The following is a 14,975-nucleotide window of genomic DNA, read 5'->3' on the forward strand; positions in this document are numbered from 1 at the left end:
CAATGGGCAATGGGCAATGGGCAATGGGCAATGGGCAATGGGCAATGGGCAATGGGCAATGGGCAATGGGCAATGGGCAATGGGAGGGATCGAATTCGTCCGAGCCGCGGGCGTGAGCCCGCGGCCATCCAAGCGCACGCCTTGATCTCGCGCACAAAAAAACCCGGCCGGGGCCGAGTCGTGTCGGTCTACATGCAGCCGGTGCATCGCCGGGCTCGCGTCGCCGGGTCGGCGTGCTGACGCCCCCGGCTCGGACGGCGCGTCTAGCGGCGGTTGGCCATGGCCTGGTCGCGGAGCCGCTTGTTGAGGGCCTTGCGGGCGGCACGACGGCGACGCTCGCTGGGCTTCTCGAAGAACTCCTTGCGCTTGATGTCCTTGGTGAGCCCTTCCTTCTCGCAGAGCTTCTTGAAGCGCTTCATCATCTGCTCGATGGACTCGCCGCCACGGGCCTTGATCCGGATCGCCATACGCGAGACGCCCTCCAATCCCCAGGCGGGCCATCGGCCGGGGGAACCGTTAGGGTTGGGTGGGTGCGGGCCGGAGTCAAGCCGCACGCCCTGCGCCGTAGCCTGTGCGATGCTGATCGATATCTCGCCGCCGCTGACGCCCGACATCGCGGTCTTCCCGGGCGACACGCCCCTCTCCCGCCGCGTGCTGATGGACACCGCCCGGGGCGACCACCTGACCCTCAGCACCCTCCAGACCACGGTCCACGCCGGAGCCCACGCCGACGGCGAGAACCACTACATGCCGGGCGGCGTCGGCATCGACGAGCACGACCTTGCGCTCTACCTGGGCCCGTGCGTCGTGGCCCGCATCGAGGCCACCCGCGGCGAGCGCTTCGGCGTGGACGCCCTCCCGGTCGCATCGCTGGCCGACCTGGACGCCCTGGTGCGCTCGGGCGAACCCGGACGGCTGCTGCTTGCGACCGGCACGGCTCCGGACCCCAACACCTTCCCGACGGATCTGGCCGCACCAGATCCGGAGGCCGTCCGCGAGTTGGCCGGCCGCGGCCTGCGGCTCATCGGCGTGGATACCCCCAGCGTCGACCTGGCCGACTCGAAGGACCTGCCGGCGCACGCCGCGTGCGCCGGCACGGGCGTCCGCATCCTGGAGGGGCTGCTGCTCGCGGACGTTGACCCGGGGGTGTACGAACTGATCGCGCTGCCGCTACGGCTGGTGGGATTCGACGCGAGCCCGGTCCGGGCGGTGCTTCGGCGGAAATAACCCGGCCGAAACGCCGATCTTCTGGGCAGGCAGCCGCATAGACCGGTGCCGCATCGCGCACGCACGGAGGAGAACGACCATGGCCCGTCCCCGCTGCAGCCCCGTCGCCGTCGAGCGGCTCGAGCCCCGCGTGCTGCTGAGCGTCGAGATCGACGTCAATTACGACTTCGATACCAACGGCTTCTTCGATGATCCCGACCGCCGCGCGGTAATCGAGTATGCCGCGGACTACCTGGGAGGGCTGCTGGATGATTCGCTCGCGGCGATCATCCCCGGCGGCGGGCGCAACTGGGAGGCGGTGTTCTTCAACCCGAGCACCGGTACCGAGCAGGCCGTCGACAATCCCACGATCGCCGAGGACACCATCCGCGTGTACGTCGGCGGGCGGGACCTGGGCGGCTCGACGCTCGGGCGGGCCGGCTTCGGCGGCGCCCGCAACGTCTTCGGCGACGGCGGCGGCTTCTTCGACACCATCGTCGGCCGCGGCCAGCCCGGGGCCATCGGCGATCCCGCGAGCCGCACCGACTTCGGCCTGTGGGGCGGGAGCATCACCTTCGACACGGAAAACGACTGGTTCACCGGCATCACGAACGAGGGCCTCCTGCCCGGGCAGAGCGACCTCCTGTCCGTCGCGCTGCACGAAATGACGCACGTGCTCGGCTTCATCGAGGGCGCGCCCTCCTTCGACAACCTGATCGAGAGCAACCAGTTCGTCGGCGCCATCGCGATCGCCGAGCACGACCTGCGCACGCCCAGATCCGTGCTGACGTTCGACGGCTCGACCGCCGGCGGGCCCATCTGGACGCGACCGGCGGCGTCGGGCACCATCCCATCCATGGTGGGCGTGGGCGTGACCTACGAGGCCACCCCGTTCACGGTGCCCGAGTCGGGCAGCTACGACGTCCTCGTCGACCAGGAGATCCTCGGCGACGACTTCGACGGCTTCCTCGCGCTCTACGACGGCACCTTCGACCCGAGCGACCCGCTGGCCAACCTCATCGGCGTGAACGACGACTACTTCGGAGATCGGCTGCCGGGCATGGGGCCGGGCTACTCCGGCATCGAGGATCTGGATCTCGTCGCCGGACGGGACCTCGTCATCGTGGTAACCGGCTACGACCCCACCGAGGCGGGCACCTACCGCGTGTTCGTCTCGCGCGAGGACGGGCGGGCCGTGGACCTGGCGCCCGGCGACCTCTCGCACTGGCGCGACGACCTGGTGGACAACGGCCAGCGGGTGCTCATGGCCCCCACCATCTCGAACGGCGAGCGGAGGCTGCCGACGCCGCTGGACCTGGCCGCCCTGAACGACATCGGCTGGGAGATCACCCCGGGGGCGTGGCCCGGCCGGGGCGAGTTGATCGCGATCTCACCCGCCGCACCCATGGGGGCGGGCGGCGGCTTCGCGAGCGCCGCGGACGCGGGGCTGCACTGGTTCGACCTCGAAGAATCGGGTCGCTTCGAGCTGCGGGTCTCCGGCGGCGGGAGCGAGCAATTCGCGATCCGGCTCTGGGATTCGGCCGGGCGCATCGTGGAGCAGACGCCGTTCTCCGCGTCGGCCTCGCTGGTGATCGCGGCGGACGCCCAGATCTACTCGGCCCAGGTGCTCGGCGCCGCCCCGAGCGATCGCAGCTACACGCTCTCCGCCGAGGCCTTCGGCGAGGACGTGCTGCTGTACTACCCCGAGGGCTTCGCCTCGCCCGATATCGATCAGACGGTGTGGGTGACCAACCCGACGGCGGAGTCACAGGTCTTTTCCCTGACGCTGCGGTACGAGAACCTCGCGCTGGAGCGCTCGGCCGACGTGATCGTCGAGAACCGGCTGCTGCTGCCGGGCGAGCGGCTGGGCATCGACATCGCACGCGATGGCGTCTACGCCACGGACGCCGACACGGGCCGCGGCATCCTCCGCGGCGAGCCCTACTCGATGGTGCTGGCCGCGAGCGAACTGCTCTCGGCGGGCGTGCAGCACGCCGACGTCTTCGACGGCCAGCGGCTGGTGACGGCCGACGACTTCACCACGCAGACCAGCGAGGCGTGGTACTTCGCGCGGGCCGAGGTCGGCAGCGCCTCGGGCTTCCTGGTGTTCCACAACCCCAACGACCACGCCGCCGTCGTCGAGGCCGAGTTCGCCACGGCGACGGGCCGCATCACGATCAGCCAGGTCGTGGGCGCCAACCGCCGCGGCGGCTGGAACCTCAACGACACCGATGCGCTGCCCGGCGGCGTGTACGGCGTGACGCTCACCAGCCGATCGGCCTCGGCCGCGCTCGCGTTTGTGCATGAAGGCGTGGTTGCGGCGCTCTCGCACTACGACGCTGCGCCCCGCGTGGGCTGGACCACGCTGGGCAGCACCGCACCGCTGGCCGACGGCGTGCTGGTGCTGGGCACGCCGCCGCCGGGCGTCGAAACCGACGCCTACCTGTTCAATCCCGCGTTGCTGCCCCGCTCGGTCTCGCTGTTCGCCACCGACGGCGGCGTGCGGACGTTCGTCCGGGCCGTGACGCTCCAGCCCGGCGAGACGCGGCTGCTCATCGACTCCGGCCGTGCCGACGCGCTGGAGTGGGAGGCCGACGCGGGCGTCGTCGCCCAGGCCGTTCTGCGGCCCCCAGCGGGCGACGCCGCGAGCGCCCGCCCCCCCGAATGGGCCGCTCGCTCCTACTACTTCGGCGTGGCCGAGCTTAGCGAGGACGAGACGAGCGCGACGCCCTTCGGCACGCTGGGCATCGCCAGCGAGAGCAATACGAACATCACGGTCACCGTCCGCTTCACGTTCGGCTCCGGCGTGGACGTCTTCGAGAGCGTGCTCATCGCGGCCGAGGGCTTCGCCACGCTGGAGCTCTCGTCGATCGCGCCCGTCCGCAGCCGCGCGGGCGACGGGCCGATGGCGGTGACGCTTACCAGTGACGCCGACTTCTTCGCGATGCTGACTAGCTACGACGCGGCGAGGGGCGAGGCCTGGACGACCGGCGGCGTGCCGCTGGCGTAGGCCAGAGTGATGTCGCGGAGCGCTACAGCACCTCGGCGAGCGCCTCGCTGCGCTCCGCCTCGGTCATGTCCTCGACCCAGATGACGCGGCACTGATCGCAGCAGAAGCCGACCTTCTGGCCGTCGTGGATGGCGTACCCGCCCTCCTCCGTAACGGCGTGCCCGCCGATGGGGCAGGTCTCGTTGGCGACGGCCAGCACGCCGGCGGGCTCGGTCTCGGTCGCGAGCGGGGCATCGCCGTGGCACCCGGCGAGGGAACCCGCGACGAGGGCGGCGAACGCCGCTGCAAGGGCACGAGCGGGCGATGAATGCATCGGTGTTCTCCTTCGAGTTGGGCTAGGTCGTCTCCGGCCCGTAAGCCATCCGCTCGAGAGCGTCTAGGCCGCGACCGGTCAGCAGCCGCGGATCGGAGAAGAACCAGAATACGAGCCCATGCAGCAGGCTGACCGCGCCGAGACCAATCAAGAAGCCCCACCATGGCAGCGGCGGCCGAAGCACGAGCAGCACGACGACGAACCCGATGACCGCGAATTGCAGGCCCCGGATGAGCTTCGACGCGAACGAAGCGTGCTCGATGAGGAACCCGAGCACCAGCCGGGGCCCCAGCAGGCCGAGCAGCAGCGGCACCCCCGCAACGCCCAGGATGATGCCCGTCGCGAACGGACCTCCGGCGTCGAGGGCACTCCGCACGACCGCGTACACCAGATAGCCGAGCACGAGCGAATTGACGATCGCGCCGATCGGCCCAAGGTTCCGCACGTACTGGCGGAAGCGGGTGATCATCGGGAGCGCTCCTGCATCACACCACCCGATCGTCCTTTCCGATCCCCAGCGCGGGCCGCACGTCGACCTGCACGAGCGGCTCGCCCTGGATCTGGCGTGCCTGGTCGGCGTCCACGTAGTCGCTGTGGCAGGCGGCCTTGCCGTCGTCGGCGCCGTCCTTGCCCCCGGGCCTGCCCTTCACCTTGCCCTTCACCTTGCTGGCGAGCTTGTGGATCTCCGCGGGGTCGAGGTAGCCCCGCTGCTCCAGGATGGCCCGCTGCTCGGGCGTCAGCGCGTCGCTGCGGACCGGCTTCCCGCGATCGAAGCCCTCGGCCTTGCCGCTGGCGAACTCCTGGATCTCCTTGGAGATGCGGACGCTGCACCAGTCATGGCCGCACATGGCGCAGAAGTCGGTGTCGACGTCGAGGTCCTCGTCGTGGTAGGCGCGGGCGAGGTCGGGGTCGAAGCTCAGCTCGAAGTGCTTCTCCCAGTTGAGCGCGGCACGGGCCTTGGTCAGCTCGTCGTCCCACGAGCGGCTGCCGGGGATGCCCAGCGCCACGTCGGCGGCGTGCGCGGCGATCTTGTAGGCGACGCAGCCCTCCTTGACGTCGCCCTTCTTGGGCAGCCCGAGGTGCTCCTTGGGCGTGACGTAGCAGAGCATGCTGGCGCCGTGGTAGGCGGCGTTGGTCGCGCCGATGCAGCTGGTGATGTGGTCGTAACCCGGGAAGACGTCCGTCACCAGCGGGCCGAGCACGTAGAACGGCGCGCCGTGGCACAGCCGCCGCTGGAGCTTCATGTTGTACTCGATCTGGTCCAGCGGGACGTGCCCCGGTCCCTCGACCATCACCTGCACGCCGTGCCGCCAGGCCCGCTCGGTCAGCTCGCCGATGGTCTCGAGCTCGGCCAGCTGCGCATCGTCGGTCGCATCGGCCAGGCCGCCGGGACGGAGCCCGTCGCCGATGGAGAACGTGACATCGTGGCGGCGCATGAGCCGGCAGATGTCGTCCCACATGTCGTACATCAGGTTGTCGCGGTTCTTGTCGAGCATCCACTTGGCCAGCAGGCTGCCGCCGCGGCTCACGATGCCGATCGTGCGGTTCTTGACGTACTTGAGGTGCTTCCGCCGGACACCGGCGTGGATGGTGAAATAGTCCACGCCCTGGCTGGCCTGGTGCTCGAGCGTATCCAGCACGACCCGCTCGTCGAGGTCCTCCAGCTTGCGGCCGATGATCATCGAGTAGATCGGCACCGTGCCGATCGGCACCGTGCTGCTGCGGAGGATCGCGTCCCGGCACTCGTCGAGATCGCCGCCGGTCGACAGGTCCATGACCGTGTCGGCCCCCCACTTCTCGGCCCAGCGGAGCTTCTCGACTTCTTCATCGGTGCCCGAGGACACCGGCGAAGCCCCCATATTGGCGTTGATCTTCGTGAGGCTCGCACGGCCGATGGCCATGGGGTCGAGCTTGTACCGCAGGTGCGTCACGTTCGCCGGGATGACCATGCGGCCAGCGGCGACCTCGTCGCGGACCCGCTCGGGCGTCAGGTGCGCCTCCCGCTCGGCGACCCGCCGCATCTGCGGCGTGACGACGCCCAGCCGCGCATGCTCCAGCTGCGTGATCGGCTCGAAGCTCGTGGGAGCAACGCAGCGGACGTGCGCACCGATCTCCGGGTGGTTGTGCCCCGCGCATCCGGAAGCGTGGTCGGCTGCCGCCTCGAGCGTCCAGCCCTCGGGCAGGAAGTCCCATGCGGTGTAGGGGCTCGGCTCGGGCATGCCTGGCGCATCGGGCGAGCTGAACGCCCGCGGCCCGCCGACATCGTGCGCATTCGCAAAGCTGCCGGGCGTCGTCGCGTCGGCATCACCGGGATTGCCCGCGCCGCGGGTCGGCGCCGCGAAGCGTCGGGTGGGCGTGTCGGCCGTCGCATCGGCCGCGAGCGAGAAGACCTTCGGATCGTCGAGAGCGGACATGGTCGCATTCCCTCCGCCGGTATGAGCCGGATCAGGTTCAACGGGTGCGTCTCAGCCCCGGCGTCGCCTTCACATTCAGGCCACGATGGGACGCCCCGTGCGAGAGCCGCACTATACGAACACCGAGCCAGCCGGGGGGGGTACCGTTCGCGAATGAAGTACGCGTCCAAGGCCGATTTCGTGGATCGCATGCACCGGGAGCACACCCGGTTCCTTGGCACTGCGGCGAAGATTCCGGAACATCGCTACGACAAGCCCGGTGTCTGGGGCAAGGATTGGACGGTCAAGGACCTCTTCGCGCACCTTACTGCGTGGGAGGGCCTGTTCTTCGGCTGGCACGAGGCCGGACTACGGGGCCAGACCCCCGCGATGCCCGCCGACGGCTACAAGTGGAACCAGACCCCGCAGCTCAACGAGGCGATCTGGCGGGCGCACGAGGCGGATCCATGGCACGAGGTCCGCAACGCCTTTGACCGCTCCTTCGAGCGCGTGTGCGTGTTCGTCGACGATCTCGACGAGCGTGACCTCCTTGAGCCCGGGCGGTTCGAGTGGACGGGGAAGCACCCGATGGTGAGCTACTTCGGCGCCAACACCGCCAGCCACTATGCGTCGGCCACCAAGATCCTGCAGCGCTGGATCCGGGCCCAGTCCGACTGATCAAGCGTCCGTCCTAGGCCCCTTCGAGCCAGACGATCCAGTCGGCGAGGAACGCGTCGGCGTCGACGCCCAGCTCTTCCCGCATCGCCCGGCCGAACGTCGGCTGCGCACCGAGCAGCACCGCCCGCACGCGGTCGGCCCCGAAGCGCTCGTGCATGAAGTGCAGCAGCACCGCGCCGGTGATGTACGGATCGCGGACCTCGAATCCGAAGTCATTACGCACGCGATCTGGGTCATTCTTCACGATCTCGACGTACCGCGGCAGAGACCGCGTACGCCCCGTCTCGCCCGAGTGCGTCAGGCCCAGGTACTCCTGGTAGCCCTGCACGAACCAGGCCGGCGCGGTGCGCAGGCGCCAGCCCTCGGGCTTGCGTCGGCTGGCGAGCCCGAGGAACACCGTGCTGTACTCGTGCACGACCAGACGCTCGATGTAGCCCCCGTCCTTGGGTTCGCCCGACGACGTCGTGAGGCCCGGCCCGTGCGCCGACGGCGCGTAGAAGTGCAGCCGCGCGAAGAACGTATCCATCGTGCCGTCGATCGTGCCCGAGCGGATGGTTGCCAGGTTGGGCCCCGCCCGGTCGTTGGGCGTGGCGTGCACCTCGACGGTGACATCGGCATCGCGGGCGGCACGCGCAAGTCCATCATCATCGAAGTAGGCGACGAGCTGCTCGATGCCCGCGTCCAGCGCGTGTCGGATGAATGCAACATCCTCGTCGGGAGCCGACGAGGGCTGCATGACGTAGAACGGATTCCCCGCTGGCAATTCGACGGCGGATTGGGCATCCACACGATGTGCCAACAACCAGGACGCCGCAGCAGCGACCGCGAACAACAGACCAATGCGATGCATGCCGCACCCCCACTTCGATCGGCAAGCTACGGATCGATCGGGGGACGGGTTCGTGGGTCGGTTCTACGCCGGCTGCGGCTCCAGCCCCAGCTTCCCGACTGCCGGCACGAACGGGGCGTCCAGCGGCGTGCCGGCCAGGGCGTTGGTGTAGTTGCTCAGCACCTTCGTCGCCAGGCCCACCACGACCTCGAGTGCCTGCTTGGTGCCGTATCCCGCGGCGAAGAAGGCCTCGGTCGCGTCCTTCGACGGGCGGCCCTTGGTGCGGAGCACGTCGAGCGTGAACGCCCGCAGAGCCTCGAGCTTCGCATCGCCTAGGGGCTCGCCGTGCGCCAGGGCCCGTGCGGTGGCTTCGTCGGTCATGCCCAGGACCATCGTGCCGTGGGCGGGCACGCAGTAGTGGCACTCGTTCTCAACGTTGGCGGTCTGCATCACGACCTGCTGCTCGAGCGGCGAGAAGCTGGTCTTCTGCATCAGCCCCCACAGGGTCTGGTAGGCATCGAGCAATTCGGGGCTCTCGCCCATCACCGCGTGCAGGTTGGGCAGCATGCCGAACTCGGACTTCGATCTCTCGAACAACGGCCTGGTGGCCTCGGGTGCGGATTCGGGCGTGTGAACCGTGAAGTCGGCGATCGGCATCGAGCATCTCCTTGCGTCATGTGGAAGGAGGACGAGCCCGGCTGCGAGAGGCTTTATTCATGCCGGCACGGAAATCTCGCGGGCCGAACCGCCTTACGAACGCGGCGCGATCACCGGCGGGATGCCCAGCGCCCGCCGCAGATCCACGATCTGGCCCGTGTGCGTGCCGATGTGGAAGGCCATCCGGTGCATCAGGTCGCCGACCGTCGTCCGTCCGCTGCCCCAGGGCGTCGGCCGCGCGAGGGCCGCGTCGTCGGCCTCGCGGAGCGCCCCTGCCAGCCGCCCATGCACCGCGCGAAAGATCGCGGCCGATCGAGCTAGCGAGGGATAGATCGCCGGATCGTCCACGGGATTGGAGCCGAAGCACACGACCTCGGTGCCGAACCGCTCTGCGTCGCCGCGGTCCGCCACAACGAACTCGTGATCCAGCAGCGGCTGCGGCGCGTCTTGGCCCTGCAGCCGCTCGATGGCCCGGGCGCTCGTCATCGCCACGTGGCCCAGCGTCCAGGCCATGTGGTTGGGCAGGTGCTCGGCCTGCGCCGTGCGGTTGGCGTCGTCGAAGCCCGGCAGGAACCGCTCGAACAACTCGACGCCTTGCTCGATGCCGCGGGCGTAGAGCTCGCCCTGGATCGTTCGTGCTGCCACGCATGACCTCCCAACTCGATGAGCCTCCGCTAGAAGCTCCGCTCGACCACCGCCCGAGCCATGGCGTCGAGCATCCGCCGCGCGGGCGTGTCGGCGAGCACGGCCAGCTCCCCGCGCGCCTCCTCGACGATACGCTCGGCAACCGCCTGGGTGTGCTCGATCGAGCCGGTGCCGTCCATGCGGGCGCGGACCTGGGCGGCGGCGTGGTCGTCGCCGGCCTCCGCCCGCTCGATGAGCGCCAGCGTCTCGGCCCGCGTCGCCGCGCCCGCCTCGGCGAGGTGGTGCATGATCGGCAGCGTGACCTTGCCCTTGCGGACGTCCCGGCCGACCGACTTGCCCACGATCTCTTCGCGGCCCGTCAGGTCCAGCAGGTCGTCGCGGATCTGGAAGGCCACGCCGATGCGGCGCCCAAAGCTCGCGAGTGCGTCGCGCTGGGGCCCGCCACTGCCGGCATGCTGCGCTCCGAGCTCGCAGGCGGCGGCGATCAGTTCGGCGGTCTTCCGCTCGATGATCTCGAAGTAGGTCGCCTCGTCGATCGCGTAGTCCTCCCGGCGATCGAGCTGCAGGAGCTCCCCAGAGCAGACAATCATGCTGGCGCGGCCCACGCGGAGCGCCGTCGCCTGCCGATCGAGCGTGGAGCACAGGTGGTACGCACCCGCGATCAGATAATCGCCCAGGATGACCGCGGTTTCGTTGCCGGACATCGCGTTGACGGTCTGGCCGCGGCGGCGGGTCTCGGCCTCGTCGAGCACGTCGTCGTGCACGAGCGTGGCCATGTGCACCATCTCGCAGACCGCGGCGACCACCGCGAGGTCCACGCCGGCCTCGCCCGCGAGCAGGTCGTCCATCGCCATCCCGGAAGCGGCGCTGCCACATAGCGCCACGAGCGCCGGCCGCAGCATCTTGCCGCGGTAACGCTCGACGTGCCGCGTCAATCGCTCCACGGCGAGCAGGTCGGAGGTCAGCGCGGCGTCGAAGCGATCGCTCACGCGAACGAGGAAGCCCGCCAGCTCCGCCTGCAGCGGCGCGAGGTCTTCGTCGAGATCCAGCAGGTTCCGCATGCCGGGCTCCTTGGCCGAGAGCCGCGGGCCATCGCGGCCCGCGGGCGGTTTATCATCCCCGATGCCCGACGCCACGCCCACCGACTCGCACACGCGCATCGAGCAGTCGCTCGCGCAGGCCCGGGAGGCCATGGCGCGGGGCGACCTGGCCCAGACCTACGCGCTGGGCGAAGCCGCGCTCAACGTGGCGCCGAACCACGCGGGGGCCATGAAGCTCATGGCCGAGGCGTGCCTCGCGATCGGCCTCTTCGACGACGCGATCCACTACCGCCGCCGCTGGCTGGAGCGATCCCCGCCCACGCCGCTGGGCCAGGTGCAGCTGGCCGAGGCCTACGTCCACGCCGGCCGGCTGGGGGACGCCCTGGCCCACTACGGCGAGGCGATCTCCCTCGATCCGAGCTTCTTCCCCGCCATTTCGGGCCGCGCCGAGGTCTACGAGATGCAGGGCAACGCCAGGCGGGCGTGGAAGACCCTCGAGCCCGCGCTCCACCGGAGCCCCACGCATCCCTCGCTGGCGGCCGTCGGCATCCGCGTCCTGATGGACTCGGGCCGCCTCGACGACGCAATCGCGCTCGGAGAGCGCGTCATGGCCGCCGACCTGCCCGAGGAACCCCAGATCCGAAGCGCGCACCTCACCATGGCGCGGGCGTACGAGCGCAAGAAGCGATTCGCCGATGCGCTCGCCGCCGCCGATCGCGGCAACGCCATGCTCCGCGTGCCGTTCCGCATCGAGGACTACGTCGCCGAGAACGACGCGATCCTCGACGCCTTCGACGCGGCCTGGATGGCCGACGCGCCCCGGGCGACCACCGACGGCTCGTGGGCGGTCTTCATCGTCGGCATGCCCCGCAGCGGATCGACGCTCACCGAGCGGATCATCCACGCGCACCCCGGAGCCTTCGGTGCCGACGAGGAATTCAGCCTCCACCTGCTGGCCAACCGCCTGCAGCACGACTTCGCCACCGGATCGCCCTGGCCGCGCGCGGTCCGGGATATGGGCACCGAGAGCCTCGATTCTGCCGCGGCGTATTACGCCGAGCGGCTGCGGGCGCGAGCGCCGGGAGCGGCCGCCATCTCCAACAAGGATCTCGCGAACATCCGCCGGCTGGGCCTGGCCGACCTCATCCTGCCCGGGGCGAAGTTCATCCACACCGTGCGGGACCCGGCGGACAACTGCCTGTCGTGCTACTTCGAGCGGCTCAAGCCCGTGTCCGTCCCCTACGCGGCGAGCTTCGATGACCTCGCCGCCGTGTACGCCCAGAACCTCCGGCTGGCCGACCACTGGCGGCACGCCTGCCGCAACGACCTGCTCACCATCCGCTACGAGGACCTCGTCGAGGACCTCCCCGGCACCGCCCGCAGGATCATCGACTTCGTGGGCCTCCCCTGGGACGACCGCTGCCTCAGGCCGCACGAGGCTAATCGCCCCGACCGAACGCTGAGCGTGACGCAGGTCCGCAAGCCGATCTACAAGTCCGCGAAGGGCCGCGCCGAGCGGTACGGCGATCTGTTGAAGCCGCTGCACGAGGCATTGGATCGGCACGGGCTCACTTCCCAGCACTAACGGTCAGTTCCGCGGTTCCCAGCGTCTCGGCTTCGCTCTGCACGTGCAGCCGCCTGGCGCGGTGCTCGGACCAATCGGTCACCTGCAGGTCCGGGCTAGCCTCGCCGTCGTGCGTGCGGAGGATGTCGTAGGTGTTGTCGCGCTGGGCGGGGATGTACCCGGCATCGCGGATCAGCTTGCACAGCACCGACTCGTTCAGGCAATAGGTCGTGCCGGCGGACGACACCACGTTCTCCTCCATCATCACGCTGCCCATGTCGTTGGCGCCGAACTTGAGGCCCACCTGGCCGATGTGCGGGCCCATGGTCACCCAGCTGCTGCCGATGGAGTAGATGTTGTCGAGCATCAGGCGGCTGAGCGCCTGCGTGCGGAGGTACTGCGTCGAGCCGGCCATGCGGAGCCGCCGGCCGAACTCGGGATGCATGTCCTTGGTGCCGCGGCCATCCAGTTGCGCGACCACGTCGCCCGGGAACTCGCCCGGCTCGCCGTCGACGCGATCGCCCTCGGCCTGCCCCCACTCCTTCAGGCGGCCCAGCGGCGTGTTCTCACGCTGGAAGGGCCAGCTAATGAACGCCTTGTAGTGCCCGAAGGCCGGTGTGGCGATCGGCTCGCCCGGAGCGGCGTCCATCGGGTCCCTGGTGCCCGCGAGCAACGCCCGGTCCTGCCACTCGCGGACCAGCGCCAGGTGGTGCACGCGGTCGGCCAGCCCCTCGATATGCCCGAACATCATCGTTGCGCTGGTAAACATGCCCAGCGTGTGGGCCACGTACATGCACGTGAGCCACGCGTCGGCGTCGCACTTGCCCAGCCCGATCTTGCGACGGACGGCCGGCGCAAAGATCTCTCCGCCGCCGCCGGGCAGCGAGTCGAGCCCCGCCTCGCGGAGCCGGACCATGACCCAGCGGATCTTGGCCTCCAGCGTGGCGCCGAGCGGATCGAAGAACTGCACGAACTCGATGAACTCGGGTGGGCTGAACGCGTGCACGTGGATGTGCGGGAAGCGCCCCTTGATGCCCCCGAGCAGATCGATGTACCAGTCCAGCGGCAGGTCGGGATTCATGCCACCCTGCATCAGGATCTGGGTGCCGCCGATGTCGCTGAGCTCCTGGATCTTCTGGAAGATCTCCTCGTGCTCCAGCGTGTAGGCGTCGTCCTCGTGGCCGCTGCGGCGGAACGCACAGAAGGTGCACTTTGCGCTGCACACGTTGGTGTAGTTGATGTTGCGATCGATGACGTAGGTGCGGTAGGCGTCGCCGTGCAGCCGGCGGCAGCGGGCGTCGGCCCAGCGGCCAAGGTCGGCCAGCGGCATGCCGCCCAGGATCTCCAGGCCCTGCGCGGGCGTGAGGCGGGCCCCGCCGTGCACCACGGCGTCCAGCAAGCCGGCGTCGAGCCCGGACAGATCGGGATGCGTCGGCGGAGCCTGATAGATCGCGGCCATGGCCACCTCCAGGAACATTGTTGAGGATGGGTCGGTCGGCGTACAGTGATGTTTCAGAAATAATTGAAATCTCTGGCCGGACTGCCGTGGCCGTTGCGCCGAGCGTGCGGCCTGCACGGGTCATGCGGGATTCTCCGTAGCGATTGCCGCCCGCGACCGGATATCGACGCAGCCAGGGCGGAGCGGCGATCGATACTCCGCTGCGGGCGGATCCCCCGCCCTCGGAGGTCGTGGCCATGCACACCGAACGCCGGCCCCACGTGTCGGCCGCCCTGGTTCAGCTCCGCACCACGGTGCTGTGGACGTCGCTGGCGGTGGTCGGCTGCGCGGTGCTGCAGATGCTGTCGTTCTGCTTCGTGCACTTCACCGACGTCCGCTGGGATGTACTGGAGACGCCGCCGACGGCCCAGAAGCTGACCGTCGTGACGCGGGCCGAGGCCGCCGCCAAGCCCGCGGCCGCAACGCCCCTGGCCGAGGACGCCGCCCCTCCCGAGCCCGCTGCGATAAACGGCCGGCTGGGCCGGCAGATGGAGACCGGACCCAAGAAGGTGCTGGGCCGCTGGGATGGCACGCTGCGGACCTTCGCCGACGCATCGGCCGCCACGGGCATCGTGGCAACGTTCACGCTGTGGATCGCCACGCTGCTGGGCGCGGTCGTCGCTGGCGGCGCGAACATCCCCGGCGTGGAAAAGACCGTCCGCGCCGCAACCTGGACCACCGTGCTCTTCATGGCGGCCGCGCCGCTCGTCATCGAGCTGCCGGGCCTGCCGCTCAGCGGCTCGTTCGTAAGCTACGACGTCATGCTCGGTGCGAGCGCCGGCGTGGGGCCCGATGCGCCGTCGCCCATCGGCCTGCTGGCCTCGCACCTGGCGCTGCCGCTGGTGGCCGCCATCCTCGCGGGCCACGCGCTGATGTGCTTCCGCGAGGGCGTCGAGGCCGGCGTGATCGTGACCTCGGTGAGCGAACTGGACGAGAAGCTCGACAAGGAGCTGGAGGCCATCCGCGCCAAGGGCGTGGGCAGCCACCACGGCCAGCGGGCCGTCGGCACGCTCAACCGCCCGATGGGCGAGGGCGCCGCGGGCGAGGCCGAGCGGCCCAAGTCCCGCGCCTGGGTCTCCGACCGCGACCGTGGCATGGCCGACCCCTCGCCGGGCAACCCGCTGCGGCGACCCGTATAGCGT

Annotated in this window: 14 protein-coding genes and 1 riboswitch; of the genes, 5 read left to right on the forward strand and 9 right to left on the reverse strand. The window is 69.8% G+C overall.

Annotated elements, in window-relative coordinates; translation table 11 throughout:
- Positions 1-263: 263 nt before the first annotated feature.
- A complete protein-coding gene (gene rpsU / locus AAFX79_12145; GenBank protein MEO1009306.1) occupies positions 264-467 on the reverse strand; it encodes a 30S ribosomal protein S21 in 204 nt (67 codons plus the stop codon).
- A 109-nt stretch (positions 468-576) separates the two neighbouring features.
- On the opposite strand from rpsU, the gene AAFX79_12150 reads away from it, so the two are divergent.
- Together AAFX79_12150 and AAFX79_12155 are read left to right on the forward strand one after the other, a co-directional pair.
- Entirely contained in the window at positions 577-1,227 is a 651-nt protein-coding gene (locus tag AAFX79_12150) for a cyclase family protein (protein ID MEO1009307.1), read from the forward strand.
- Positions 1,228-1,306: 79 nt separating this feature from the next.
- The gene (locus AAFX79_12155) at positions 1,307-4,216 is read left to right on the forward strand and encodes a hypothetical protein (protein ID MEO1009308.1); all 2,910 of its coding nucleotides are present in this window, start codon (positions 1,307-1,309) and stop codon (positions 4,214-4,216) included.
- A gap of 22 nt (positions 4,217-4,238) precedes the next feature.
- Here the strand turns inward: AAFX79_12155 and AAFX79_12160 are convergent, their stop codons facing one another.
- The 3 genes from AAFX79_12160 to thiC all read right to left on the reverse strand — a co-directional run bounded on the left by AAFX79_12160 (position 4,239) and on the right by thiC (position 6,943).
- A complete protein-coding gene (locus tag AAFX79_12160) occupies positions 4,239-4,529 on the reverse strand; it encodes a hypothetical protein (protein ID MEO1009309.1) in 291 nt (96 codons plus the stop codon).
- A gap of 22 nt (positions 4,530-4,551) precedes the next feature.
- Positions 4,552-4,998: a hypothetical protein gene (locus AAFX79_12165; GenBank protein MEO1009310.1), complete on the reverse strand. Its 447-nt coding sequence runs from the start codon at positions 4,996-4,998 to the stop codon at positions 4,552-4,554.
- 16 nt (positions 4,999-5,014) lie between these two features.
- Positions 5,015-6,943, reverse strand: coding sequence for a phosphomethylpyrimidine synthase ThiC (gene thiC, locus AAFX79_12170; GenBank protein MEO1009311.1), 1,929 nt, complete (start codon positions 6,941-6,943; stop codon positions 5,015-5,017).
- Positions 6,934-7,051: riboswitch (TPP riboswitch) on the reverse strand. (Overlaps the previous gene by 10 nt.)
- 45 nt (positions 7,052-7,096) lie before the next feature.
- On the opposite strand from thiC, the gene AAFX79_12175 reads away from it, so the two are divergent.
- Entirely contained in the window at positions 7,097-7,600 is a 504-nt protein-coding gene (locus tag AAFX79_12175; GenBank protein MEO1009312.1) for a ClbS/DfsB family four-helix bundle protein, read from the forward strand.
- Between the two features lie 13 nt (positions 7,601-7,613).
- Here AAFX79_12175 and AAFX79_12180 read toward each other — a convergent pair whose 3' ends face one another.
- From AAFX79_12180 to AAFX79_12195, 4 genes are all read right to left on the reverse strand, one after another.
- Entirely contained in the window at positions 7,614-8,336 is a 723-nt protein-coding gene (locus tag AAFX79_12180; protein MEO1009313.1) for a hypothetical protein, read from the reverse strand.
- Between the two features lie 177 nt (positions 8,337-8,513).
- Positions 8,514-9,080: a carboxymuconolactone decarboxylase family protein gene (locus AAFX79_12185; protein MEO1009314.1), complete on the reverse strand. Its 567-nt coding sequence runs from the start codon at positions 9,078-9,080 to the stop codon at positions 8,514-8,516.
- Between the two features lie 99 nt (positions 9,081-9,179).
- Positions 9,180-9,731, reverse strand: coding sequence for a DinB family protein (locus tag AAFX79_12190; protein ID MEO1009315.1), 552 nt, complete (start codon positions 9,729-9,731; stop codon positions 9,180-9,182).
- A 29-nt stretch (positions 9,732-9,760) separates the two neighbouring features.
- Positions 9,761-10,792: a polyprenyl synthetase family protein gene (locus tag AAFX79_12195; protein ID MEO1009316.1), complete on the reverse strand. Its 1,032-nt coding sequence runs from the start codon at positions 10,790-10,792 to the stop codon at positions 9,761-9,763.
- Positions 10,793-10,853: 61 nt separating this feature from the next.
- On the opposite strand from AAFX79_12195, the gene AAFX79_12200 reads away from it, so the two are divergent.
- Positions 10,854-12,356, forward strand: coding sequence for a sulfotransferase (locus AAFX79_12200; GenBank protein ID MEO1009317.1), 1,503 nt, complete (start codon positions 10,854-10,856; stop codon positions 12,354-12,356).
- Here AAFX79_12200 and AAFX79_12205 read toward each other — a convergent pair.
- Complete coding sequence (locus tag AAFX79_12205) at positions 12,340-13,794, reverse strand: radical SAM protein (GenBank protein ID MEO1009318.1); 1,455 nt, start codon at positions 13,792-13,794, stop codon at positions 12,340-12,342. The genes AAFX79_12200 and AAFX79_12205 overlap by 17 nt on opposite strands.
- 236 nt (positions 13,795-14,030) lie before the next feature.
- On the opposite strand from AAFX79_12205, the gene AAFX79_12210 reads away from it, so the two are divergent.
- Entirely contained in the window at positions 14,031-14,972 is a 942-nt protein-coding gene (locus tag AAFX79_12210; GenBank protein ID MEO1009319.1) for a hypothetical protein, read from the forward strand.
- The last annotated feature ends 3 nt before the right edge of the window (positions 14,973-14,975 follow it).

This window comes from Planctomycetota bacterium (genome assembly GCA_039819165.1).
Classification (GTDB): domain Bacteria; phylum Planctomycetota; class Phycisphaerae; order Phycisphaerales; family UBA1924; genus JAHCJI01.

Bases quoted from the DNA above. Each gene is read 5' to 3' on its own strand.
- rpsU (MEO1009306.1), bottom strand. From the start codon at position 467: ATGGCGATCCGGATCAAGGCCCGTGGCGGCGAGTCCATCGAGCAGATG.
- AAFX79_12150 (MEO1009307.1), top strand. From the start codon at position 577: ATGCTGATCGATATCTCGCCGCCGCTGACGCCCGACATCGCGGTCTTC.
- AAFX79_12155 (MEO1009308.1), top strand. From the start codon at position 1,307: ATGGCCCGTCCCCGCTGCAGCCCCGTCGCCGTCGAGCGGCTCGAGCCC.
- AAFX79_12160 (MEO1009309.1), bottom strand. From the start codon at position 4,529: ATGCATTCATCGCCCGCTCGTGCCCTTGCAGCGGCGTTCGCCGCCCTC.
- AAFX79_12165 (MEO1009310.1), bottom strand. From the start codon at position 4,998: ATGATCACCCGCTTCCGCCAGTACGTGCGGAACCTTGGGCCGATCGGC.
- thiC (MEO1009311.1), bottom strand. From the start codon at position 6,943: ATGTCCGCTCTCGACGATCCGAAGGTCTTCTCGCTCGCGGCCGATGCG.
- AAFX79_12175 (MEO1009312.1), top strand. From the start codon at position 7,097: ATGAAGTACGCGTCCAAGGCCGATTTCGTGGATCGCATGCACCGGGAG.
- AAFX79_12180 (MEO1009313.1), bottom strand. From the start codon at position 8,336: ATGCAGCCCTCGTCGGCTCCCGACGAGGATGTTGCATTCATCCGACAC.
- AAFX79_12195 (MEO1009316.1), bottom strand. From the start codon at position 10,792: ATGCGGAACCTGCTGGATCTCGACGAAGACCTCGCGCCGCTGCAGGCG.
- AAFX79_12200 (MEO1009317.1), top strand. From the start codon at position 10,854: ATGCCCGACGCCACGCCCACCGACTCGCACACGCGCATCGAGCAGTCG.
- AAFX79_12205 (MEO1009318.1), bottom strand. From the start codon at position 13,794: ATGGCCGCGATCTATCAGGCTCCGCCGACGCATCCCGATCTGTCCGGG.
- AAFX79_12210 (MEO1009319.1), top strand. From the start codon at position 14,031: ATGCACACCGAACGCCGGCCCCACGTGTCGGCCGCCCTGGTTCAGCTC.